Genomic DNA, 24,449 nt, shown 5'->3' on the forward strand with positions numbered 1-24,449 from the left:
TTTGGCAGAGCCTTTCTAAATACGGCTTTGTAACCACCAGATAGATCGAGGGTTCCCCATTTAACTCCATCACGCCAGCTTTGTTCTTGACTTTCAATCCAAGCCTTTGGATTGGCTCCGCCTCGACCCGCTACAACATCTAAAGCTACACCACGTCTCACATCTAGAAATAGTTGTAGCCCAATTCTGTTTGTGATACTTACCTTCACGGTAGAACAAGACCTCGTCTAGTCCCAGAGCATCCACAGCACCAAAACGTGAAGGATCATCCACCAATGCAGCTCCATAGGCAACGACTGCGTCATTTATCGTATGCCAATCACAGCCAAGTTCCTTAGCCACACAAGAAACGCTACGACGCTGGGCTCCAACAGCATAAGTTGCCCATCTAGCCGCCCGATCACTTAGGCGAAGACGACCTTGTGGGTATTTGAAATTGAGCTATTTTTGGATCATCATCACTAAAAGACGGTTGGGGGCAGTGTTTGTTTGCACATCGCCATCTGTGCTTAGACCAAAAAAGAATAACCTTGCGACCAAAAGACGGTAGGTCTACAACCTCAACAACTCTGAGGCCATTATGGTGAACTTTGCCTTCACAAGTTGGACATTGCTTTTGTGAATTAGAACACTCAATGTGAACATGGAGCGGTTCACCAAGATTATCTTCAACGCCTATCAAATTAATATCAACTAAACCAACCAAGATTTTAGAAATTGCTTTATGATCTTTTTCCACAGGGGCTCTCCATCATGAGTTGTTCAAATCCCATTCTGGCAGAACCCCTGTACCACTTCCAAAGCGACTTTATAAAAATGGAACTTTAACCTCTAGCCACCGTTAAATCCGAAGTGCCCTTAACAGGTCATAGTCGGCTAGTAGTCACGAGTGGTGTTTCTTTGGAAATCATAAAATTGGATACGGTGTCAAATCCGTGCATGTCGAGTCTGTCCTGTGTGCATAGGTCAAAGGCTCTAAAGCAAGTCCAGAGATGACGTGAAGGCCACACCTATGCTTGTTCGGTGGGGGATCGTCATGTGGTTGACTCGTTAGATTGGTTACACCAATGCGCTAACGTCATGGTATCGATTCGCCGGTGGTTGTTCTATTGGAGCCTTGGTCTATCTTTATCAAAGGAGGTTTCGTGAGTTTCCGTCGAACTTCGGTATTTTTAGTCGCTCTGCTTGGCCTTTTTGTTACAAGCTGTGGTTCGGCTACTTCCCTGGCAGGTTCTAGCGTCTCTTCGACGACGCTAGGAGTTAGGAGTTCGGTTTCTACGCGCCCTAAATCGCATAAAACCTCGAGTAACGTTTCATCTAGCTCAACCACCAAAGCATCCCCTGTTAGCTCACCTTCAACATCGGCGGCGACGACTATTCCAACGTCGGCTGCGGCGACTATTCCAACGTCGGCTGCGACCGCGGCTTCAAATGGTAAAACTACCTTTATTGCGGAGCCACAAGATGGCCTTGGCCCCTGGAGCAGCTTGATCTCTTCGGCAAGTGTATCGATCTTTGTAAATGAATATCTATTTACAGATCAAACGCTGGCATCCGCGCTTATCTCGGCGGCAAGAAGAGGCATATTGGTTGAAGTAATCGTCGCCGGAAATCCCTACAAAGATTCGGCTGCGCCCGGAAATGCGATGGCACTCTTTAGTGGCTCACCTGTAAAAATCAAGGTTGCTCCGGCTAGGTTTTCGGGATCTTACTCATTTGATCATGCTAAATATATGGTTGTCGATCCTGGTAGAGCATCACAAGGGGCGATCTTTGGCTCTCCTAATGCCACCTATAGCGCGATGGGGACATACAACCTAGAAGATGCCGTCGATACTACATCACCACTGCTTGTATCTAGTTTGTATAAGATCTTTGAATCGGACTGGATTGGCGTCACTGCGGGAAACTCAGTTCGCAGCGCACTGGTGGTGTCACCCGGCGCATCTGCAGCGATATCGTCGATTTTATCATCGCCTGGCCCATTAGCGATTATGGCTGAAGAGTTGGGTTCTGCATCCGCACTCTATAGTTTGATTAGTGCTCACTCCTCAAGCGCTCGAGTGCTATTGCCTGATAATCTGAGCTACTCCGAATTGCAATATGCCAACGCTATGCTTCAAGGTGGGGTAGCAGTTAGGATCCTCAAGAGTCCCTACGTCCACGCCAAACTTATCATAAACGCCAATGAGACCTTCATAGGATCGCAGAACTTTTCCAGCGTCTCATTGGATAATAATCGTGAAGTTGGCGTAATCCTGAGCGATCCAGCTATCCGTAGCGCGGCTCTAGGGTGGTTTAACACCGAGTGGAATCTTGCGACTCCCCTTGGACAGACTGCTTCATCTTTCACTTCGACACCGACAACCACAACTACCTCGACTATTCCAGTTACCGCGACTCAAAGTGTTTCAGGAACTGGACAGTCGATTCCATATCTTTCAGATGGAATCTCAGAGAGTCAAGTTTTAGCGCTTTGGGGTTCCCCGACATCAACGGGATCAGACGTCTACAACTCGATTCCTGAGTTAATTTGGATCTATTCATTTGGAAAGGTTTATTTTCAAAATGGTCAAGTGGTCTACGTGACACGGAGCTAGGGCGACCTGCTCCTATATCTGCCGTCCGATAAGTATAGTGATCTCAAAGAGCGAGCTGATAACTCCGCCAGGTCGTTGAGAGTCAATTAGATCTATGGGATTTCAAGATCGCAGATAACTTTTCGCCCCGCTTTTAATGACACATTGTCGATTATTAAAGTTCAAGATTGACAGCTCTAAATTGCTCTTTCTAATTTAAATGGCCTACAAGTAGCCTTGTAGGCCATTTCTTGTAGATAACCTTGTCTTTTATCGACGAGATTTTTCATTGATTTATAATGCAACAGAGCAACAGGGCTGAGATAAACAAGATAGAGAATGCGCATTCGAAGTTGCGCGGAAAATGTTTTAGTGTTCGCTTGCGCGACATTTTGATTCACTTCGGCTTATTTACCAGGCGTCACCCAAATCTTGGGTTTGTTCGCCGGGCGGACGGCCACGTTGAGGTAGTGGTCGTATAGTTGTAGGCACTCGTCCTGCTTCGACAAAAGCTCGTCGAAGTATCATCTCGATCTGTCCATTTATGCTTCGAAGCTCATCTAACGCCCAATGAGTTAGTGCATCATGAACCGCTGGATCTATGCGCAGTAGAACCTGCTTACGTCTTTCCACTGCTTAAGAATAAAGGGTCCCGGCGTTAACTACCAGAGAAACCGGTTGGTCATCACAGAGAACAACCATTAAATTACTCACCATTGCCGCTTTAGGCTCTTCGTCGAGTTCGACGATGCCTCGTTCGCTAAGGCGGGTGAGTGCCATTTAACCATCCCTACTGCGCCATCGACAATTCGAGAGCGAGCGACTTCTCAACACATGTGTGTTTGCGTCTCCACATCCGCTTATCCGCGAATCAGAGTCTGAAATGGCTATTGCTTACGAAACTTGATAAGTATGAAACCAAATCAACTAAACCCAGTTCGAAGAGGTGGCCCACTAAAGAAGGGGATTTGAATCGTCCTGGATTACCCTGACAAACTTTGGTGTCGGTTTTTGTCTTTATGGTCTGGGTGAGAAAAGAGCCAACGTGTAGTAGGGGGTAATCCTGTGGTGGTCTAAGTGCGAGAGCCTTGCGTAGCGTTTCCTTGTCAGGTACGAATTAAGTGAATGAAGCCTAACAAGGCTGACTTTAGTGAATTTGATTTAATGGCTAGATGGCATCAGAGCAAAGGCCGAACGGTCTCTCTTCTTCCACAGGGCCTATTTTCACACGAGTTAGTTTTCGGATCAATGGCGATGGGCGGTTGTTTCTGAGGCGTTTTGTCAAAGCCGCATTCGTCAGAACCCGAAAGCAATAAGGCTAAATGAGATCTAGTCGTCGCATGCTAGTTTTGGATACAAAGTTGGCGGTAGGGCTGTTTGAAGCAAGCCTACCGCCAACCTGTTTTGTTTAGGCTTTGCCGAAGCGGTCAAGATTCATGACTTTGACCCAAGCTTTCGCAAAGTCAGCCACGAACTTTTCTATGCCATCTTCGCTGGCATAGACTTCTGCAATAGCGCGCAATTGAGCATTCGAACCAAAGATTAGATCTACTGGCGTAGCGGTCCAAGTTACTTCGCCAGTCGTTCGATCATGTCCCACAAAGACGTTCTCAGACGATGAGGAACGCTTCCAATCAATATTCATGTCGAGTAAGTTGATGAAGAAGTCATTGGTTAGAGCCTCCGGGTTTTTTGTGAAGACTCCGAGGCTAGAACTGGCGTAGTTGGCACCAAGGACTCTTAGTCCGCCTATTAACAGCGTCATCTCCTTCGAAGTTAGAGTCAATAGATCCGATCGTTCGACTAAGAGATGCTCGGGAGCTAGCTTGTGGTTGCTTTGGTAGTAGTTGCGAAATCCATCGAAAGTTGGCTCCAACACCGAGAAGGAGTCGACATCGGTATCGTTTTGGGTCGCATCGCCTCGTCCTGGAGTAAATGCAAGACTGATGTCGATTCCTGCCTTCTTTGCGGCCTTCTCAATTGCCGCACACCCTCCAAGGACGATTAGGTCCGCCAGAGAGATTGCCCTATTGGAGGTCTGATCTTTGTTGAAGGATTCTTGGATCTCTTTGAGGACCTGTAGACGATTGGCCAATTTATCTGGCTCATTCACCTCCCAGTTTTTCTGGGGCTCGAGGGCAATTCGCGCACCATTTGCACCACCGCGTCGATCTGTTCCACGGAAGGTCACAGCCGAAGCCCAAGCAGTCGAGACTAGTTCAGAGATAGTTAGGCTCGAATCTAGGATTCTTTGCTTCAGCTCATCAATATCGCTGCCTTCGATGAGCTCATAGTCTCCCTTAGGAATAGGGTCCTGCCAAATCTCTCGCTCACTTGGGACAAGGGGTCCGAGATATCGCGAAATAGGCCCCATGTCACGATGGACTAGTTTGTACCAAGCTTTTGCGAAGGCTATCTCCAACTCGTATGGATTTTCTAAGAAGCCTCTAGAGATTGGTCCATAGATTGGATCTAACTTGAGGGCTAGATCTGTAGTGAGCATCATTGGAGCGTGGCGCTTTGTTACATCGTGGGCATCGGGCACATCTCCCTTGGCCGACGGGTCACTTGGTGTCCATTGCTTGGCACCCGCCGGACTTGTGGTGAGTTCCCAGTCGTATTTAAAGAGGTTTACAAAGAAGCCGTTATCCCACTTCGTCGGATTGTTAGTCCATGCTCCCTCTAAGCCGCTGCTCATGGTGTCGTCTGCATTGCCCTTTCCAAAGGAGTTTTTCCACCCAAGGCCCAGCTCTTCAATGGACGCACCCTCTGGCTCTGGGCCAACATAGGTTTGAGCGTTTGGTACCGCGCCATGGGTCTTTCCGAAGGTGTGACCACCAGCAATTAGGGCCACAGTCTCCTCGTCGTTCATGGCCATACGGGAAAAGGTCTCCCTGATATCCTTTGCTGCGGCTAGGGGATCTGGATCTCCATTTGGTCCTTCGGGATTGACATAAATGAGCCCCATCTGAACAGCCCCAAGGGGGTTTTGTAGCTCTCTATCTCCGCTATATCTTTCATCGCCAAGCCAAGTCTCTTCGGGGCCCCAATAGGTATCGTCCTCTGGTCCCCAAATGTCTAGACGTCCAAAACCAAAGCCGACAGTTTTTACGCCCATTGCCTCTAGCGCGCAGTTGCCAGCAAAGATAATCAGGTCGGCCCATGAGATGGTGCGACCGTACTTCTTCTTTATCGGCCAAAGTAGCCGTCTCGCTTTGTCTAAATTGACATTGTCTGGCCAACTATTCAAAGGCGCAAAGCGCTGCGTTCCACGACTACCTCCTCCGCGTCCATCAAAGGTTCGATAGGTGCCGGCGCTGTGCCATGCCATCCGGATAAAAAGTGGTCCGTAGTGGCCATAGTCTGCTGGCCACCAATCTTGTGAAGTGGCCATAACCTCAAAGATGTCTCGTCTTAGACCTTCAATATCGAGGGATTTGATCGCCTCTGGGTAATCGAAGTCGTCACCTAATGGAGTTCGAGTTGCTTCGTGCTTGTCCAGGTGGCGTAGATTAAGTTGGTCGGGCCACCATTCTTGGTTCGGTCGAGCTTCGAGAGTCGTAGATGGCTTTGGTATGGGACATTCATTCGTCACGCCTTGGTCCGTCATTATTTTTTCGCCTTTCTCCTTGGTTTCCTGAGATGACTCTTGGGATCTCAAAACTGAATCCTTTTGACTTAGCTCTCTTTTACGGGTTGCTTGCTTATCTTTTGGTTATTTAATTTCTAGTCGATGAGAAGTGAGATCCTGTTGCTCTTAGTGTGGAGGATCTTGTACGGAAGGTTGATGGTTAGAAGGTCGATGCTTAGGTTGCTTGCACCTTTCATAACAGCCGAATCCTCTAAAAAGTTCGCGTTTTGGCTCTTTTGTAGATAAAGCCCCTCAAAACCAATAGATCGTATGTGGAAATAGTTTTCATATGATCTAAGTTATCCTTGGTTTTGGTCGGGTTCAATACCCTGGGAATCATTTGAGTTAAATGATCTTCTAGTCGTTGTATCTGCCAAGCCCAGAGGGGCCAACCGTTTTCGAGCTATAACCCTGAAGAACAGCTCAACAGCACCACTTTGCAAATACCAAATAGCACGGAGCGATATTTAAAGCTCCAATTGACAACAAATCTCCCGTGGCGCGGCGTTGTAATTGAATGTTGAGTGGTGCCACTAGCTCAGACCTGCTGGGGCCATTGTGGTCAATTGTTTACAGTTCGCAACTGAGTTAGCTTTTTATGGAGTTCAAATAGAGGGCGGCTTTTGCCTTAGCGGCCTTTGCGAGCGACTTTGAAAATGATAGATTGAAGGTTGGTTTGATCGCTGTCGGAGTTTGAGCCGTTACCATTCCTGCTACCACCCCCATCGAATAGGAGATGTCATCTAGCACTGAGATTGCTAAAAGCGATATTTTATGGTTGTTTTTTTTGTTGACCCATAGATTTGAAATTCCATATAACACAGCAATTTTGATGCTCCATTGTCGCAACCTTGGGGACACTAAGGATCCTATTAGGAGAAATGTTCCTCTCGATCTTATGATATTTTTGGTCGATCGGCGCATTTCGACCATTGAGATGTCGATCAGTTCCTTACTATTAGGGCGCGTATTTATGTTTAGTAACTTAATTGTTCGTCTTCGATCTAGGCAAACAGCCGCTGCCCTGAGTGCCTCGCCTAGAAGAGGCGCAAACATAGAGATCAGAGCAAATTCATCTACTACCTCATGGCTGATTTGGCGACCATATAATTTTGCGAGTGGTCCACTGGAGCGTCCATAGCCAAAGCGTTGTTTGCAAAGGGATATAAGGCTATCTCTACTTGGGTGGGAGACGGTATTCTTGGCGTTGTAATAGATCGTTCTTTGATCCAGCAGTGCTCTTTTGATCAGATCGACGTCTTCGCCCAAACGCATTGATTCATCAAAACCCCCCAAAGCACAAAAGGTCTCCTTGACTATCGCTATGGCAGTTGAGGGCAGATAGCTACAGGATCGTTTCGATCCAACAAAACCTTCTCGCTCGCCTAGATCTAGCGCGGAGTTGGTGCTTTCGTAGTTATCTATCAGTTTTTTAATGGACCTACCTGGCGCCGTGTCCCAAGAGTCAAGGGTTCGGATCCTGGGGGCAGCGATCTCGATTAGCCCTGGCAAAACAAGGGCGACTGTCTCATCTAGAGACGAATCAAAACTAAGAGCGCAATCTAAAAATAGAAGCAGTGATCCGCTGGCCTTTGCAGCACCGGCATTTCGTGCCCGTGCGGGACCATAATTTTTATCTAATGCTATGAACTTTGCTCCAAATTGCTCCGATATAGCTCTATTTTCGGACACAAAGCAAGAGCCGTCATCGACGACAATTATCTCCAATGCGCATCTGAGTTCCTTTGCGCATTTCAAGGTGTTTCTTAATCTATCTGGCGGATCAAAACAAGGAATAATTACAGATGTATCTCTGGCTTTTAGTTGTTTGGACGGCATGGGGGAGACAGCGACGAGGCCAAAGTTCTGCAACCTCTCAAAGAGACGTATCTCGGCCGGGGTTGAGATAGAAATAGGTGATTCAAGTGCGCGTTTGATCACAAAAGTGCCCGCCTCGGAGAGCTTGAGGGCTATCCTGGCGGGCACAGAGATGAGGTTTGGGCCGACTAGCTCACATTCGCGTAGCGAAAAGTTGTAGGAGTCCCAAAGTCTATTAATCAAAGAGGATCATGCCACGAACGTTCTTGCCGTCACGCATATCCTGATATCCTTGGTTTACTTGATCTAGAGTGTAGGTCGCGGTCACCAATTCATCGAGCTTTACGATGCCGTCCATATAAAGGTCAAGGATCTTTGGTATGTCGAATCGGGGATTAGCCGAGCCAAAGAGCGATCCGCGAAGTTGCTTTTGATAGAGCGTCATATCCAAGAGGCTTAGCTTTACATCGACTTGTGAGAATGGAGAGATGGATGTGATTACGGCTTTTCCGTTCTTGCCCAGCAGAGCCATTACTGGAGCTACCAAGTGACCCTCGCCGACGCCGGTAGTGATTACAGCTGAGTTAGCCATAAGGCCATTGGAGATTTCAGTTATAAGTCCGAAAGCTTCGTCTAGGTTGGCGGCTGAGTGGGTAGCGCCGAAGAACTTTGCGGAATCTCGTCGTGCTTCGACCGGGTCGATTGCAACGATGAACTTTGCGCCAGCCAATCTAGCCCCTTGGATTGCATTTGTGCCAATGCCTCCAACGCCTACAACAGCTACGATGTCTCCGGCTCTTACTTCAGCAGAATACAGAGCAGATCCGATTCCGGTAGTTACGCCACAACCCACCAAGGAAGCCTTGTCCAGTGGTACGTCATTTCGAATCTTGATCGCCGAACTCTCATGGACGACAACATAAGGTGAGAAAGTTCCAAGGCAGCACATGGTCCCAATTCCTTGGCCCCGCGCTGTAATTCTTTGGCCCCCGGCAACTTCTTGACCTGACATGATCAACGCGCCTAGTTCGCAGAGGTTCTGATGGCCCGTAGAGCAAGCGCTACAGCGACCGCAAGACGGTATGAATCCTAGAACGACGTGATCGCCTTCTGCCAAAGAGGTAACGCCAGGTCCAACTGCTTCTATGATGCCAGCCCCTTCGTGACCACCAACGATTGGCAATACTGCTGGTAAGTCACCGGTAACTAGGTGTTCATCCGAGTGACAGAGGCCGGATGAGGCTAGCTTTACCCTGACTTCTCCATAAAGTGGATCGGCAAGTTCTACTTCTTCGACGCTCCACTCCTGATTGGTCCCCCATAATACTGCTGCACTTGTCTTCAACGGTCCCCCCGTTCATTTGAGGGATCACAGCGACCCCATACCTGAATTAATAATACGCAATAGATGCATCTTAAGATGGTCAATTTTCTATACGAGTTATTAAATATTTTCACAAGAAGGCTCGATGGAAAGATCTTGCGCTACCTTGACTTGGCTATTTTGAGATAAATCAGTCACATTCAGACCAAGTAATTTATTCGGGGGGGGTAATTTTTGCCCATTTAGTCTTATTTGCCTCTTGGAGGTGACGTTGCCACCACGCCTTGAAAGTGATGTGTTGCATCTAGTTGCGACAGTCGAGATTTGTGTATTTGGAATTCGATGATCCCTCTGGAGTGACCCATTTGGGGGCAATCTGTTTTCCAGATTGAATTGGATGCAATTAGAGCGAGAATTTGTTTTGACTAATTCGATCACAACAGGGGTGCCTCCGTGGATCTTGAGACAATTGTTATGTCAGCCCGATTGTCATTGCTCGGCGAATTCTTGATGATTCACAATTGTTTGCATTGTTTGGCTTTTTCATGCTTGCTCTTTTGAATTGACGCTGTTTGGTTCTGTGGTTGCGGGTTACTTTTTTTTGTATGGATTGAAGATCTATCTGCCAGACCTAGCTGACAGATGTCAATGTTTGATCCCAAGGCCTAGGCCTCTTGTCGATATGTGGATAAAAGCAAGCTGCCACGCAGTTTGGATAATGGCGTCATGAGATCTGATGGCAGATTCTGGTTCGCCAGAGGTTTTTAGGAGGTGTTGTCTGATCAACTTGTTGGTTCACAAGGGATTTTCGTTGTTTTTTGGGTGACTTTGGCAATTGGGGTTGCCATGGAGGAGGGTGGTCGGGGCGGAATCTGACTCTTTGATCAATTTGATCGATTCTTTGGCAAAGTGCTTTTCGGTTTATATCTTCGAGGCGAAGTCCTTTGGGCAATAGGTTTCTTGTCATATCTTTGAGAGGACGGATTTGATAAAAGTCCATATCTCAAGGGTGCTTGTCGCAGTTGAACCTATGATCATGGTTGATTCTGGCACTTTGCTATCGACTAAATGTCGTAGAGGTGATTTTTGTCGAGGTCTTGAAAGTTAGTGTGGTAGCTAAGGAAAAAGTCGCGACCTCTATTACGTGCTTGACTCAGAGGGATGGAGTAGCCCAAAATGGACTCGTTTGTACACTTGCATAATCATACCGAATATTCAATGCTCGATGGTGCGGCGCGAATCGAAGATGCCGTTAAAAAGGCGGTTTTAGATGGCCAACCAGCGATGGCAATTACGGATCACGGCAACATGTTTGGCGTGCTTCCGTTTTACGAGACGGCGCGCAAGAAAGGGATCAACCCCATAATTGGCATTGAAGCTTATATGGCCGGGGGTTCTAGGTTTGAGCGACCTCCTCGTCGGGGTAAGGTAGACGAATCTAACGAGCGCGATGCCAAAGAGAAGCTTTATTATCACATTATCTTGTTGGCTGAGAACAACCAGGGATATAAAAACCTTATCAAACTCTCTTCGGCGGCCTTCCTGGAGGGTTACTACTATAAGCCTCGTCTTGATTACGAACTTTTAGAGAAATACCATGAAGGTGTAATCGCAACAACTGGCTGTTTGGGTGGTCTGGTACTACAAGCACTAGCGAGAGATGATATCAAAGGTGCCTATGATCACGCCTCGAAGTTAAAGGATATCTTTGGACCGGAGAACCTTTTTGTTGAGCTCCAGGACCATGGAATCGCACTTCAAAAGAAGACCAACCCACTTTTAATTGAATTGGCCAAGAAGCTAGAGCTTCCACTTTTAGCGACAAATGACGCCCACTATACCCATCGAGAAGACCACCGTGCCCACGACGCTCTTCTTTGTATTCAAACGGGTCAAGCACTCTCTGACGAGAAGCGCTTTCGTTTTGAAGGTGAGGAGCACTTCATAAAGACCTCACAGGAGATGCGTGAGCTATTTAGCGAAGTTCCAGAGGCATGTGACAATACATTGCTAATAGCAGAGAGGGCCAATGTTGAGATCGAGTTTGGAAAGCCCAAACTGCCTGAATTTCCTGTGCCGATTCAATATCAAAAGGAGCGCTACGATGAATCTGCATCGGCCTATCTGCGCGAACTAAGTTATGAGGGGGCGCGAGGGCGTTATGGACAGGAGCTCTCCGAAACCGTTATTGAGCGTATAGATTACGAACTCGATGTCATCTCAAGGATGGGATTCAGCGCCTATTTCTTGGTCGTTTGGGACTTGATCCAATTTGCTAAAAGAAGCAAGATACGTGTGGGTCCCGGTCGTGGATCAGCGGCGGGGTGTTGCGTAGCATATTGTTTGGGTATCGTTGATTTGGATCCAATTCGGTACGGCCTTCTCTTTGAACGCTTTTTGAATCCAGGACGAATTCAAATGCCTGACATTGACATGGACTTCGACGAACGATATCGCCAGGATATGATACGTTACGCCTCTGAGAGATATGGCTATGACCACGTGGCCCAGATCGTGACATTTTCTCGAATCAAGGCGCGAGCCGCTGTTCGGGACGCTGCGCGAGTTCTATCGATGCCATATGCCCTCGGTGACAAGATTGCAAGAGCAATGCCGCCATTGGTTATGGGGCGAGATACACCACTTTGGGCTTGTTTGACTGAGACCGAGGCTTATAAGGATGGATATCGGATCGCTGCTGAATTACGCGAAATAATCGCGAGTGATCCAGATGCTAAGACGATTGTGGATGTTGCATCGGGCTTGGAAGGACTTCGACGACAAGATGGAATCCATGCCGCAGCGGTTGTAATTACCCATGAGGCATTGACTGAATATCTACCGATTCAACGCAAGCCAGATGCTGGATCGAGTTCGGATTCGGCTCCAGTGGTGACTCAATACGAGATGCATGGTGTTGAAAATCTAGGCCTTTTGAAGATGGACTTTTTGGGCCTTCGAACCTTATCGGTGATTGAGCGCGCCCTTGCATTGATAGCTGAGACAACTGGTGAAGAAGTCGATATCGATAACATCGAGATGGCAGACGAAAAGACTTTAGCTATGTTGCGCGATGCGGATTCAATTGGAGTCTTCCAACTTGAAAGTAAGCCGATGCGGGCCCTCATGAAGTCCCTAGCGCCAACGGCCTTTGACGATATTGCAGCGCTCGTCGCCCTCTATCGTCCAGGTCCGATGGCAGCTAATATGCACAACGACTATGCGGATAGAAAAAATGGTCGCAAGCCAATCAACTATGAGCATCCGGATCTAGAGGAGATCTTGGGCGACACCTATGGACTGATGATCTATCAGGAGTCTGTCATGAAGGTGGCGCAGAAGTTTGCCGGCTACACCCTAGCTGAAGCAGATGACTTGAGAAAGGCCTGCGGTAAAAAGGTTCGAGAATTGATTGCTGCGCATCGAGAGAAGTTTGTCAACGGGTGTGACGTTGCTGGGTATGGCCGGGCCCTCGGAGATACACTTTTTGACATTATCGAACCCTTTGCAGACTACGCCTTCAACAAGTCTCACTCTTTCGGCTATGGATTTGTGGCATATCAAACTGCCTATCTAAAGGCTCATTTTCCATCTCAATACATGTCAGCCATTTTAACGTCGGTCATGGACGATAAAAATAAGACAGGGATGCTCCTAGCCGATGCCAAAGAACATGGCATTGCAATCTTGGTACCTGATATAAATGAGTCTCGTTCGGACTTTTGGCCCGTTATCGATGGCGACAATCTGTCGATTCGCTTTGGTCTATCTGCAATTCGAAACGTTGGGGAAAACGTTGTCGGACTTATTGTTGCAGAGAGGAAGGTAAATGGGCCATACGAGAACCTAGAGAACTTCTTCGCTAGGGTTGACCCCAGCGTGCTAAACAAGCGATTGATTGAATCTTTGATAAAAGCCGGCGCTTTTGATTCCTTTGGCCACACCAGAAAGAGCCTCATGGCCGTCTATGAGAATGTGATTGAACGAGCCATCCGAAAGCGTAAGGAAGATTTAGACGGCATAATGAGCCTCTTTGATGCCCCATCTGACGATGGCAAGCCTTCACTTGGATTTGATATCGTACTGCCAGATCTTCAAGATACGAAGGGAGATGTCCTCAGCTTTGAAAAAGAGATGCTTGGCATGTTCGTTTCTGACCACCCAGTCAGTGGATATGAGAAGTTCATAAAGAGCAAGACTGATAACATCATTGCTGAACTCTCGGATCTAAAGGGCACCCCACGTGAGAATGAGATGATGGTAATTGGCGGTGTTGTCACCAACCTTTCAAAGAGGTATACAAAACAGGGTGCACTAATGGGCAATTTTTCATTGGAGGATCTGACCGGCTCTATGGACGTCTTTGTCTTTGCAAGGGTCATGGCTGACTATGGAACGATGCTCGAAGATGACAAGCTTGTTTTGGTAAAGGGACGGATGGATTTCAGGGAAGATGAAGCCAAATTTATCGCCTCTTCCTTCGAGGAGATAGATCGTTCTAGTGAATTTAATGATTCGCTGACGATTCGCTTGGATGCATCCCAGGTAACGTCAGAGTTACTTGGGGCCATTCGCGCGACTCTGGAGCGCCATCCTGGGAATTCCATGGTGCGACTTCAGGCAGGAGGTCTCCTCTATGACCTAAGTGGAGAGATTAGGGTCAAGGTCGACTCCGGAAGCTTAATTGGCGAGCTCAGGGAGTTTTTAAATTCCGAAAGTATCGTTCTTTAGATTAACCCGGCCATAGAATGATTACCCAGCTCAAGGGCTCCTTGGGCACATTGGAGAGGTCTAAGACCCTGGCTTTAGCCATTGGATGGACGCCTAACGATGTGACATTTGGCATTTCGGACTAGGCTTGTAGAAGGGAACGTTTCGATTCCTGGTCTTAATCCAAGGAGACTGTGGGGCTTATGTCTGTCGAGATAACGACTCGTGATTGCTCACTTTTAAGCGATGGCGAACTTGACGCAATGGCGGAACTTGTGGCATCCAGTGAAGTCAACCTAGATTTTGGTTACCTCTCAAAGGCTCGTGAAGAGTGGGTCTTAGTTACAGAGGTCAAAGTTGATGGTCGACTTAGGGGTTTTTCATTTTACACTCTTGAGCGAATTGGTGGAACGCCTGCAATTATTATTGGTGCTCTCGTAGTCGAGAGAGGTCCTCAGGCACGAGAGACGCTCTATCGGGTCAGAGAGGGTCAATTCAAAAAGGCGCTGTTAGCCTTTCCTGATGAAGATGTTTTGATGGGATCAAAGCTTCTTGATGTTGGAGCTTTTGAGATCTTCGAAGATCTCGAAGATATAGTTCCAAAACCAGGTCATAAACCGACTGGTGAGGAGCGAGCTTGGGCTCGACGCCTAGCCCGGCGATATGGAAGTGAAAATAGGGTAGATGATCGCACATTTATCTTTTCTGGAACGGGTGAGATTACTGGTTATTCCGGTTATGAGCCAGCGGTTCGATCTTCGGTCTATGCAGATTTTGCAGATTTTTTTACACCACTAGAGTCTCAAAAGAATGACTCGCTGATTGCATTTGGATGGATTATGGCTGAAGAATTGGCCAAGTTCGTAGCTACTGACGACTGATCTTTTACGGGCCAGGTTGCCTAAAAGATGATTTGCTTGCCCCGAAAATGTTTGAGAAGACGCGTTTCGGGGTTGGTAGCTTCTCTTTAGCTGATATTTATCTCATTTCAGCAGATTAATGCCAAGGTAAATTAAATTATGAGTATTATTCTTTTTCTCTAATAAAAAATTAGAGGCAGGGGATAATTGTTATTGGGACTTCATTGTGCTCGTTATTGAGAGCTCCCCTAAGAGCGCCGATAGTTTTTCCTGAACCTCACTCACCGTCCTTGTTCGCTTGAGCTCCTTGGAGAGGCGCTCATTTGCCTTCTCCAGCGTTTTAGCCTTGGAGTTATTAGATTTGGGCCTTGGTCCCCGTGGCTTGGCAAGTGATAGATCGACCTTCAAGCCCAAATGCTTGCACCATCTCGACATGTGGGAGCTATGCAACCCTTCCCATCTAAGTAGGGGACTTTTGCCTTCGGAGTCTAGAGAATCGTACTCTTTGAGTATCCGAGCTTTGTAGCTCGTGGAAATTAATCTTCTGGTGGCCTTTGGGGGAAGCTATATTGCTGAGGTATCTTCTTTATGGTTGTCCATAGATCCATCCTAGGATCGATCCGACGATGCGTTATCTAATTGCATTGTTGAATCATCAACTTCTCCGCCCTTACCAAATACTTTTAAATAACTGTCCAGGGTGAGGTCGACACTGAGGGTCGTCGGCTGATTACTTACCATTCTGGAGGTTGAAATAAGTAGTTAGCTTGTGGTTGCTCAAATCCTACATCAGGAAGTGTTTCGCTTTAGTACGATGGGATAAATCGACCCGCCTGCGACGAGACCCTCGCGCAATACTATGGTGGAGGCGGGAATTACCCGAATGCTTTTGAAGCAGATTTCCTTTGGGGAGCCTGTGCATTTTTCAACGTTCCCACACTTGCGGCTCTCGCCCAAGCAATCCAGGAGAACGGTGCCTACCTAAATAACTGGCTTCGAATAAGCCGAACTGTATTTGACGATTTCGCAAATCAGTTTAAGACTCCAAATAAAGAAATAGGAGTAGGGTTTTCTATTGGAGATCCGCTTACTGCTGACTCAATCAACGCTGCCGTATCTATGTGGCATATGCCTTCGAAACTACTTATTGGAATCAGCTACCCTTTGTGCTACTCCTGGCTTAGAGTCGTCCATAATCCTCAGAAAAGCCGAAGATGACTTTCTGATCCAACAACGGGAGGACTATGTGCCAATAAATATCAAAAAACCAGCCATCTAGCCATTAAATAAGGGACCTTGGAAATAGGCTTGACGGATCAGGAAAGTCTGGTCCAAAGATTTCGGCGAGATGGTTAAAAGTACTGGTGCTGTGTTCAAAGATTTATGCGAGATGGTCCAAAGAATAGGAATAGTCAGCCGACTTATCAAGAAATATAGGTGGTAGACAAAATGAATGCTCCACCACTGGTTCTTGGGCGCGATCGCAGCATCAATTACTTTACTGGCATATGGTTCTGCGTTACTCGAATTAGCGGCCATCTTGGAATCTGAAGAAGCCCTTGTGCTAATCAGTTTGTAGGGATTCTGACCAATCGATAATTTATGTCGGTTTATGCCCGATCGACGATCACATTTACGAATTGAGTTAACTCTGATAAATCGTTGATGCTACGCCTGACCTATCTTGAAGTAGCGATTGGCCCAGAGTACGGTAGCAATATTGCTTGAATAATCAGACAAAAGTGCAGTTGATTGGACTGCTCATTGGACCTGTGGATAACCGGGGTCATCTATCATCATGGTTGTTAGGATCTAAATTCATCTCGCCGATCGGTAATTTATCGATAGATAATTTAGAAACTGGCGCCGGCAGCAACCGCTTGGCTCCAGGTATAGCTATAGTCGCTAGCTGGTATCACGTCGTTTTGTGGTATCGCGATAAAAATCTGAGCGAGTGAGACCATTCCGTTCATGGCTTGGTATCCGGCCCCCATGATGAGTTGGTAACCGGGAGCGGAATGAAGAATATTATCACGATGGCCCCAACAGCCACTGGTATTATTCGCAGTACAATCTAGGTTTCCGCTTCCTAGTCCATCGTTGTACATCCAGTCGTAGTCAGCAGCTAGGGCGCTGTAGTCTTCGGCCCAAATTGATCCGTAGCCATAGTAGCCAGTCACTCCTGGTATGGTCTCCATTGCGTAATTGGGATCAGTTGCCATAGCGGCTCCTCGGGATGCATCAACGTTGAGTTGGTTGACGAGGCCGACAAAGATTGGAAGGCCTCGGGAGCCCCTCTCTATGTCGATAATCACGAGCGTCTGTTCGGCTGGGTTCAAAGTTGCAAAGTTGCTAGGTAAGGTGAAAGGAGCGAGTCCCTCGGAATTCAGCCTTGCGCTGTCCAATGCAGCTACCTCGAGATTTTGACAGGCACCAGAGTTGGGGCTTTGCCAGCATGTAGTGGCAAAGTTCGGAGAGGCCGCGATGTTACCTGTAGGATTTTTGGGTGGGAGCAATAACCTGGGGTTTGTGGTCGGTGTTGGCGTTGTTGGGCTGCCAAATACAACTGGAGCGCCAGCTATAACTTTCGCGTCGCCCAATGAGGTTGGGGAACCTTGGTCGTCTAAGATAAGGTACCCTTTCCCATCCTTGCTGGCAATTAAGGCTTTTCCAGCGCTGGCAGTACCATAAAAGCCAGCATCTCCAAAGGTAAATATCCCACCATCTGCCGCCACTAGCCAGTATCCCTTTCCATCTGGAGTAGCTGCCATTCCAACGATTGGTTGATTTAGCTTGATTGCTCCAGTTGATCCATAAAAGCCAGCATCTCCAAAGGTAAATATCCCACCATCTGCCGCCACTAGCCAGTATCCCTTTCCATCTGGAGTAGCTGCGATTCCAACGATTGGTTGATTTAGCTTGGTACCAGCCAAGGATCCATAACCAAGAGCGCTTCCGTAAGTTTTTAAAGTTCCGTTGCTCTCAACTGCCCAGTACCCGTTTCTACCAGGTGTCGGGGCTACTCCTACCACTGCATTTGAATAACTATTGCTTGATGGCCGGTACGCTACGTGGGTGGTTGAGCTAATTTGTTCGCCAGCGCTAAGGTAGTTGGTATTTTGCGGTAGCGAGGGCGGGTTTACTATCGACGCAGCACCAAGGAGAAGGCTTGCTCCTAGGATTGGTTTTTTCAATGCTCTCATGCCGTCCCTATTTCTTTTTCGCGGGGCTATGCACCATATATCGGCATGAATTCACTATTAGTAATAAATTTCGGAGATTTGACTACATATTTGAGTGAAATGCACCGATTTCAACGGTTTGGGAGGTTTTCCCACCAGTTGCTGTGGAAAGATAAGCCATTTTCTTCTTCGGGGCCGTAACCAAGAGTGACCAATGAAAAAGCCCAATCTAAAGGCGATAAAACTACCATGACAAGGAGCCAAGCTTTTCTTTGAAGTGGAGATGCGGAAGCCGAATCTTTTTGGGGTTGGGACGATCGAATGTGCCATTGCTTTAATCTTTGCAACTGGGGACTTTTTCGAGTTTCTTGACCGCGACGCAAATCACTAGACGTTAAAGGCTTATTTGGATGCTCTGCCTATCTGGTAGTGCGATTGATTTTTGTTCGTTGAATCGACCTATTAGGTTCGCTATCGTGATGAGTCGACGATTTTCTCTTGGCTAACTTTTTGTAATAGGTAAATGCGACCATTGCCTCTAACACCACTTGGAAAAACCAGATCGTTTCTCGGTTTGCTAACATAGTGGTCCGCCGGTGGATCGCATGGTGGTCTGGGAATTTGCTTTAGTCGATCCTTGGATCAAGGGAATGTTCTTTTCTTTGGTATCGTATATCACCTAGATATTCAGCAACTTGCCGATTTCTATCTCGTAATGGATGCCTTTTTTTGTGGTAGTTGCCATTGCGAACGCCAAAGTTGGACTGAGAGTGATCTTTCAAGATGTGGCTATGAGCTTGTGATCTCTTGACTGCTTTGATCCCTTGAAATCTGATTTTCACATGAGTTATTTCATGGTGATTAAATCTTGCACCATTGACATGTATAGTTTGCTTTACCTTGATAATATTTATGGAATGGAAACTTTACCTAAATGGCACTGCATTGGGATAGAGCGAACTTCTGGAGGATTTTATTGCTAGATATTGCGACAAGGCGAAAGCAGTTAGGGATATCCCAACGCGAGATGGCGGCCACCCTTGGTGTCACTCGTCAGACGTTGTCCAACATCGAAAGAGGTGATGAGAATCCAAAAGTTGGTCTAGCTTTGGGTATAGCCCGAATACTTTCTTCGACAGTGGAGGAGGTCTTTGGTGTCGGAAGTCCAGCTCTAGAGACGAACCCTGTTGACGGTCCAGCTGCCTGGGGCGAGATCAATGGTCTCAAGAAGTTTCGCGCTATGCCAAAAGGAGTATTGGATAGCGCGTGGCAGATTCCAAATGCCAGGTTGAGCCAGTCCGGTGACTACCAAGCGAGTGAGAGTGGCGCGCTCTTCTTTGACGGTTGTGATCCAATTCTTGGAGCGATAGTTAATTTTTTGTCCCATCGGATCCCTGTCAGTTGCCTTTGGTGGTCAGTTCAAAACAGTGAGGCTTTGGCGCGAGTTCGCGGAGGTGACTCTCACTTTGGTCTGATTCATCTACCTTTTGGGCGCCATCCGCAACTAGGAGCATTCCCGGGTTATTTGACCCTTGAGGTTGCTAGTTGGAATCTGGTAATGGTTACTAAGGACGGTAATCCTAATCACCTTAGGAGACTTGAAGATATCTTTCGTCCGACTGTCAATTTTGCATATCGGTCGATAGGATCTGGAGTTCGAGAATATACCGATGAGTTGGCTAATCGTTTTGGGGTAACGCCCAATCCAGAATTATCCTTTGACTCTCATATCTCTGCTACCAATGCAGTTCGTTTTGGGATCTATGACGCCTCTTTGGTTGCCGAATCTGTCGCGCGACTTTGTGGCGCATCCTTTATCACCCTCGATCGACAGACCTCTTGGTTGGTCGTTCCGAGCTCTTCGCTAGATGACCTAGATGTTTCAAGAGCTTTGGAGGAGATTCATGGCGGCGACTTTCGGAAGCTATTATCCGGCGTGCCAGGCTATGCCGTAGCAGCCTAGAGGCTGGGCTTGATCTATCTCCAATTCTGGAAAATTTATTGACACCTTGAAGTCCAAGTGACTTATTTACCACCTATCTCGGATCGAATTTGGAGCGTTTTTTTAATGAATGGAAAATTAAAAGTAGTATTTAGTGCGGTGGCACTAAGTTCAGTTTTGGCGGCGTGTGGAAATGGAGCTGCCTCTTCGGCGGCCTCTTCTCCGGCTACCACATCATCACCGACGACGACCTCTATTGGAGGAACAGTTAAGGTTGCCTATGCGGGGTCGTTGGTGGGAGCCATGGTCCAAAAGATAGGCCCCGCCTTTCAAAAAGCTACAGGCGTAACTTTTTCCGGGTTGCCAGGTGGTTCAACGGGGTTGGTAAATCAAATCAAGTCCGGAACTTCTTCCTTTGACGTCTTTATCTCAGCGGCCAGAAGCGCTAACGATCCTCTTATGGGGGCTGCCAATAAAAACCTTGAGACCTGGTATGCCGCTTTGGGTACTGCTCCCTTGGTAATTGGATACAATCCAAGTTCATCTTTTGCTCCGGCGCTAAAGAGCCAAAAGTGGTACACGGTGCTAGCTAAACCAGGTATCAAGATTGGTCGAACTGATCCAGCTATAGACCCCAAGGGCAAACTAACTCTTGAGTTATTTGCTAAGGAATCGGCCATCTTGGGCAATCCGTCTTTGACATCGTCGATCTTGGGAGCAGCAGAGAATCCAGCTCAGGTATTTCCTGAAGAGGCACTTGTGAGTCGCCTCACCTCTGGTCAGTTGGATGTGGGCTTCTTCTATTCGAATGAGGCAGCATTTGCCAAGATCCCAACGGTGCCGACGGGGCTAAACCTTGGGGCCAACTTTACGATAAGCATTTTGACAGGAGCACCTGATTCGGCCCAAGCAGTTGCTTTTGTGAACTTCCTTTATTCGCCCGAGGGCCAGAAGCTTCTAAAAGAGGTTGGCCTTGTCCCTGAATCTCCGACTGTTACGGGGAGTCTAGCAAAGGCACCTAAGGGCCTTGCCTTGTAAGATACTTCTGCGTAAATCTCAAGTTCAGATCTTATCCATCAAAAAAGGTGGGAGTTCTTGTGAGGGCTGCGATGGTACTTTCTTGGGATAATCTCAAGAAAGTACCATCCAAATGTGGCTCAGTGTGGCTAGGTCGGAGCCGATTTTCAATTTGAAGGTATCTTTTTCTTCGTCAAAACCCGTTTTACAAATAGATTGTCTTATTGTTGGTATTGGGCTTGTAGCCACAGGAGGTAGATTGCGCGCGGAGTTTATCACTAGAGATAGAACGGGGAACTCTCTATCTTTTGGTGTCTTGGCCCTTATCTGTATCGCCTTTGTTGTTTTTCCAATCCTGGGACTCGCATATTACTTTTTGATACATCATTCCGCGCCTATTCTGTGGTCGTCTCTCTTTAGTGCAGTGGTGAATTCAGTAGTTCCGTCTCTGGTCGCCATCACCATCGGAATGATAATCGCAATTCCAACTGGTTTTTTCATCTCCCGAGCGACTAGTAAGGGCGTGGCATTTCTTGGATTTGTTCTTCGTTTGCCGCTAGGAGTTCCACCGCTGGTTGCTGGTATAATGCTGTTGATTGTCTTTGGCCCGAATTCTCCGATCGGCAAGGTTTTTCACGGACGCCTCACCAATACGCTAATCGCCATCACCATTGCCCAGCTCTTTGCTAGTGTCCCATATGTCATAGAGGGATCACGCGGCGCATTCGCCCTTTTGGATGAGGAGGTAATGGTAGTTGCAGATTCGCTGAAGATGAAGTTGAATCGACGCCTCCTCTCAATCTATCTGCCTATGGTATGGTCAGCGATTCGATCTTCTTTGGTCCTTGGTTACCTAAGGGGATTTGGCGAATTCGGGGCAGTCCTTTTGGTTGCCTATAACCCTACTTCACTCCCTATCTACACCTATGTCTCCTTCGAGGGAGCTGGACTACCATCGACGGTCACACCGGTTCTTGTGACTCTGGTCATCTCCGGCACCGTTGCCTATTTGATATCTCGAATTGCATGGCCCACCAAGTTTATTGAGGGTGGATTTTCCTACTTCCGCAACCAAGCTAAGAAGCGATATCAGTCCAATTCAAAGGTCGAACGCGGTGACTTTGTGGATGGTGCTTCTTTTATATCGGTCGAGGGAACTGTAGGCGGTTTTGAGCTGGACATCAATTTCACTATCGAACCAGGATGCAGCGTAATCTTGGGTCCAAGTGGATCGGGAAAGACTCTTACCCTGCATTCTCTGGCCAACCATCGCATAAACGGCGTGAAGCTCTCCATCGATGGTCCTCTATCTGGGGCCCTTCAATCTTCTATTGGTTATGTACCACAGCGCCTTGGCCTATGGCCACATATGACTGTGGAGCAAAATCTGCGCCTTTGCATTGATGTCTCTGGTTCGGATCTGGAGATCTCTGAAGTATTAGAGGGGTTAGATATTTTGGAGCTACGGGGGCGTATGCCAAAGGAGCTCTCAGGCGGACAGTACCAACGAGCAGCGATCGCTAGGGCAATGTGCAGTGGTGGCAAGCTGCTTATTTTGGATGAACCCCTCTCCGCATTGGACCTCGCACTCAGGCGCTCTTTTTTGTCGCTATTAGCCGAGCACGTCAAGTCAAAGACCCCATATCTGATCATGGTGACCCATGATGTGGATGAGGCACTTTATCTGGCGGATTCCATCGTGGTTATGAGTCACGGTGAGGTTCTACAGCAAGGGACTCCCTCAAAGATTATCGACTCTCCTTACAATCGGGCTGTAGCGGGGATAGCCGGATTTGATAACATCATTATCGATCGCGACCAACAAGGAAATGGTTCATTGGGTGATCGGGCCTATTTCTACTCGAGTGATGTTGTGCTAGCTCCCATTGATGTACTTGTCGAAGTAGGGCTAAAGGTTCTTGGAGATTATCAGGTGGTTGAGACACGTCCTTCAACCCGTGGTCGATTGGTTACCCTTAGCAATGGGGAAAATACTATTTCAGGATGGATTCCACCTGAGCGCATTACCGCTTATCAAAATGGCGAGATCGTCGGTGTCGGTATAAGAAAAGAGAGATATTTTAGGTTTCCCCCAGAGTAATAGCTAAGGGCCGTGATTAACGAATCTGCTTGGCCTCAATTTGGGTTTATCTGATTGGCTTGTAGCACTGAAGGGGACCAGGTAAGTCTGGCATTAGATATGGCCGGGATGGGATTTCGCCAAGGCTTTACTTTGGGGCCTTGATTCCATATTGACTGTCTTAGATGTTTCCATCCAAAAGGGCGTCGCGTGTCAATCTAGCATGGTCGGTGATGGCTATGATTAAATTCTCACGATCGTTTTGCCGCAAAAGAGTGGCAAAGCCTTTGTGTTCTTTTACTATCGTCTCGACTCGAACAGGGTTCAAATAGAGGAGAATATTGAACATTCGAATCTGGCGATCGCGAAGCGATGAATAGAGATTTGCCAAAATAGAGTTTGCTGTCGCATTCAAAATTGAAGTATGAATAGTTCGATCCAATTCGGCAAATTCAATTGGATCTTTGTCTTCTAACGCCTTCATTTGAAGTTGAACGAGGGAGTCAATTTCGTCGGCTACAAAGACAGCCATCTGGGTATCGAAGACTTTTTCTACCGCGAAACGCTCCAGTAAAAGCCTAGTTTCAAAGACCATCTCAATTTCTTGTTTAGAGACCGGAACCACCATCGCACCTTTTTTGGGGTACAGACGAAGAAGGCCCTCCGATTGAAGGCGCAGAAAGGCTTCACGAACAGGAGTTCTTGAGATTTGAAGTTGATCGGCAATCTCTCCTTCAGAGATTAATTCGCCTCCAGGGAAGGTACCAACCAAGATCTTGTGTTTCGCAAGGTCATAGGCTTGGATTGACGCAGGTATTGTCGTTGATCTCCTTGTCGCAGCCGATTTTTTAGGCGGATTACCATTGCCTGTAATTAGGCCTTCACTGTCCATCTTTTAAACTCACCTTCGTGCTTATCTGTGGTCTTTTTGCTCAGGCAATTGGTTGCCGGGTGTGGACAAGAAGCAATCATATTTACGTATATTAGGGTTTATCAAAATGCCAATACGCCTATCAGGTGCGTTGATACCTTTAAAGTTCTGTCAGCTATTTTAGCATGGCGACTTTCTTTGGCATGCATGTCGCCATTGGCGGCGTGATATCTTCGATTCTTGGCTAAAGCCAAGGCGGTGATGAGAGGTCTTGGAACCTTTTTAACTTTGGATAAGAAGAGCCTTCGCTAATTGATTGGAATAGAGATTTTCCGCCCGTGGAAGACCAATTGTGATGGGATCGCTCCTTGGTGCTTTGACTTTGGTTTTTGAGATACCTTTTGGGGAGCGGGATGTGCTTTCTTTTTGATCTAC

Annotated in this window: 13 protein-coding genes and 3 pseudogenes; 7 read left to right on the forward strand and 9 right to left on the reverse strand. The window is 47.3% G+C overall.

Features of this window, described 5'->3' with window-relative positions:
- Both AXFE_RS07040 and AXFE_RS07045 read right to left on the reverse strand, forming a co-directional pair.
- A pseudogene (locus AXFE_RS07040) lies at nucleotides 1-209 on the reverse strand (hypothetical protein); the annotation flags it as partial.
- A 191-nt stretch (nucleotides 210-400) separates the two neighbouring features.
- Nucleotides 401-739, reverse strand: coding sequence for a transposase family protein (locus AXFE_RS07045; protein WP_052605193.1), 339 nt, complete (start codon nucleotides 737-739; stop codon nucleotides 401-403).
- A gap of 406 nt (nucleotides 740-1,145) precedes the next feature.
- Here AXFE_RS07045 and AXFE_RS07050 point away from each other — a divergent pair, with 406 nt between their 5' ends.
- Nucleotides 1,146-2,600 carry a phospholipase D-like domain-containing protein gene (locus tag AXFE_RS07050; protein WP_052605194.1) on the forward strand — a complete coding sequence of 485 codons (1,455 nt, stop codon included), beginning with the start codon at nucleotides 1,146-1,148 and terminating at the stop codon, nucleotides 2,598-2,600.
- A 390-nt stretch (nucleotides 2,601-2,990) separates the two neighbouring features.
- On the opposite strand, the gene AXFE_RS07055 is transcribed toward AXFE_RS07050, so the two are convergent.
- Together AXFE_RS07055 and AXFE_RS18365 are read right to left on the reverse strand one after the other, a co-directional pair.
- On the reverse strand, nucleotides 2,991-3,212 hold the full coding sequence (locus tag AXFE_RS07055) for a hypothetical protein (RefSeq protein WP_052605195.1): 222 nt from the start codon (nucleotides 3,210-3,212) through the stop codon (nucleotides 2,991-2,993).
- Nucleotides 3,213-3,215: 3 nt separating this feature from the next.
- A pseudogene (locus AXFE_RS18365) lies at nucleotides 3,216-3,400 on the reverse strand (SPFH domain-containing protein); the annotation flags it as partial.
- Here AXFE_RS18365 and AXFE_RS21365 point away from each other — a divergent pair.
- A pseudogene (locus AXFE_RS21365) lies at nucleotides 3,382-3,486 on the forward strand (IS1595-like element ISAxf1 family transposase); the annotation flags it as partial. The pseudogenes AXFE_RS18365 and AXFE_RS21365 overlap by 19 nt on opposite strands.
- 501 nt (nucleotides 3,487-3,987) lie before the next feature.
- Here AXFE_RS21365 and katG read toward each other — a convergent pair.
- From katG to AXFE_RS07070, 3 genes are all read right to left on the reverse strand, one after another.
- Complete coding sequence (gene katG, locus AXFE_RS07060) at nucleotides 3,988-6,189, reverse strand: catalase/peroxidase HPI (protein WP_052605211.1); 2,202 nt, start codon at nucleotides 6,187-6,189, stop codon at nucleotides 3,988-3,990.
- A gap of 609 nt (nucleotides 6,190-6,798) precedes the next feature.
- Entirely contained in the window at nucleotides 6,799-8,271 is a 1,473-nt protein-coding gene (locus AXFE_RS07065; RefSeq protein WP_052605196.1) for a glycosyltransferase, read from the reverse strand.
- Nucleotides 8,264-9,373, reverse strand: coding sequence for an NDMA-dependent alcohol dehydrogenase (locus AXFE_RS07070; protein WP_052605197.1), 1,110 nt, complete (start codon nucleotides 9,371-9,373; stop codon nucleotides 8,264-8,266). The genes AXFE_RS07065 and AXFE_RS07070 overlap by 8 nt, the downstream gene beginning before the upstream one ends.
- A gap of 1,155 nt (nucleotides 9,374-10,528) precedes the next feature.
- Here AXFE_RS07070 and dnaE point away from each other — a divergent pair.
- Both dnaE and AXFE_RS07080 read left to right on the forward strand, forming a co-directional pair.
- A complete protein-coding gene (gene dnaE, locus AXFE_RS07075; protein ID WP_052605198.1) occupies nucleotides 10,529-14,083 on the forward strand; it encodes a DNA polymerase III subunit alpha in 3,555 nt (1,184 codons plus the stop codon).
- 182 nt (nucleotides 14,084-14,265) lie between these two features.
- A complete protein-coding gene (locus AXFE_RS07080) occupies nucleotides 14,266-14,943 on the forward strand; it encodes a hypothetical protein (RefSeq protein WP_052605199.1) in 678 nt (225 codons plus the stop codon).
- A gap of 1,832 nt (nucleotides 14,944-16,775) precedes the next feature.
- On the opposite strand, the gene AXFE_RS07090 is transcribed toward AXFE_RS07080, so the two are convergent.
- A complete protein-coding gene (locus AXFE_RS07090; protein WP_052605201.1) occupies nucleotides 16,776-18,125 on the reverse strand; it encodes a hypothetical protein in 1,350 nt (449 codons plus the stop codon).
- A 955-nt stretch (nucleotides 18,126-19,080) separates the two neighbouring features.
- Between AXFE_RS07090 and AXFE_RS18370 the strand changes: the two genes are divergently transcribed.
- The 3 genes from AXFE_RS18370 to AXFE_RS07110 all read left to right on the forward strand — a co-directional run bounded on the left by AXFE_RS18370 (nucleotide 19,081) and on the right by AXFE_RS07110 (nucleotide 23,164).
- Nucleotides 19,081-20,067, forward strand: a complete 987-nt coding sequence (locus tag AXFE_RS18370) for a substrate-binding domain-containing protein (protein WP_235347696.1) — start codon at nucleotides 19,081-19,083, stop codon at nucleotides 20,065-20,067.
- 105 nt (nucleotides 20,068-20,172) lie between these two features.
- Nucleotides 20,173-21,084: an extracellular solute-binding protein gene (locus AXFE_RS07105; protein WP_082058555.1), complete on the forward strand. Its 912-nt coding sequence runs from the start codon at nucleotides 20,173-20,175 to the stop codon at nucleotides 21,082-21,084.
- A 238-nt stretch (nucleotides 21,085-21,322) separates the two neighbouring features.
- Complete coding sequence (locus AXFE_RS07110) at nucleotides 21,323-23,164, forward strand: ATP-binding cassette domain-containing protein (RefSeq protein WP_160291759.1); 1,842 nt, start codon at nucleotides 21,323-21,325, stop codon at nucleotides 23,162-23,164.
- 160 nt (nucleotides 23,165-23,324) lie between these two features.
- Here AXFE_RS07110 and AXFE_RS07115 read toward each other — a convergent pair whose 3' ends face one another.
- Nucleotides 23,325-24,035 carry a GntR family transcriptional regulator gene (locus AXFE_RS07115; RefSeq protein WP_052605204.1) on the reverse strand — a complete coding sequence of 237 codons (711 nt, stop codon included), beginning with the start codon at nucleotides 24,033-24,035 and terminating at the stop codon, nucleotides 23,325-23,327.
- Nucleotides 24,036-24,449 lie beyond the last annotated feature (414 nt).

The sequence above is a fragment of the Acidithrix ferrooxidans genome (assembly GCF_000949295.1).
Taxonomy (GTDB): Bacteria; Actinomycetota; Acidimicrobiia; order Acidimicrobiales; family Acidimicrobiaceae; genus Acidithrix; species Acidithrix ferrooxidans.

Coding starts and splice junctions, on each gene's coding strand:
- katG (WP_052605211.1), bottom strand. CDS start 6,189: ATGACGGACCAAGGCGTGACGAATGAATGTCCCATACCAAAGCCATCT.
- dnaE (WP_052605198.1), top strand. CDS start 10,529: ATGGACTCGTTTGTACACTTGCATAATCATACCGAATATTCAATGCTC.
- AXFE_RS07080 (WP_052605199.1), top strand. CDS start 14,266: ATGTCTGTCGAGATAACGACTCGTGATTGCTCACTTTTAAGCGATGGC.
- AXFE_RS07090 (WP_052605201.1), bottom strand. CDS start 18,125: ATGAGAGCATTGAAAAAACCAATCCTAGGAGCAAGCCTTCTCCTTGGT.
- AXFE_RS07105 (WP_082058555.1), top strand. CDS start 20,173: ATGAATGGAAAATTAAAAGTAGTATTTAGTGCGGTGGCACTAAGTTCA.
- AXFE_RS07115 (WP_052605204.1), bottom strand. CDS start 24,035: ATGGACAGTGAAGGCCTAATTACAGGCAATGGTAATCCGCCTAAAAAA.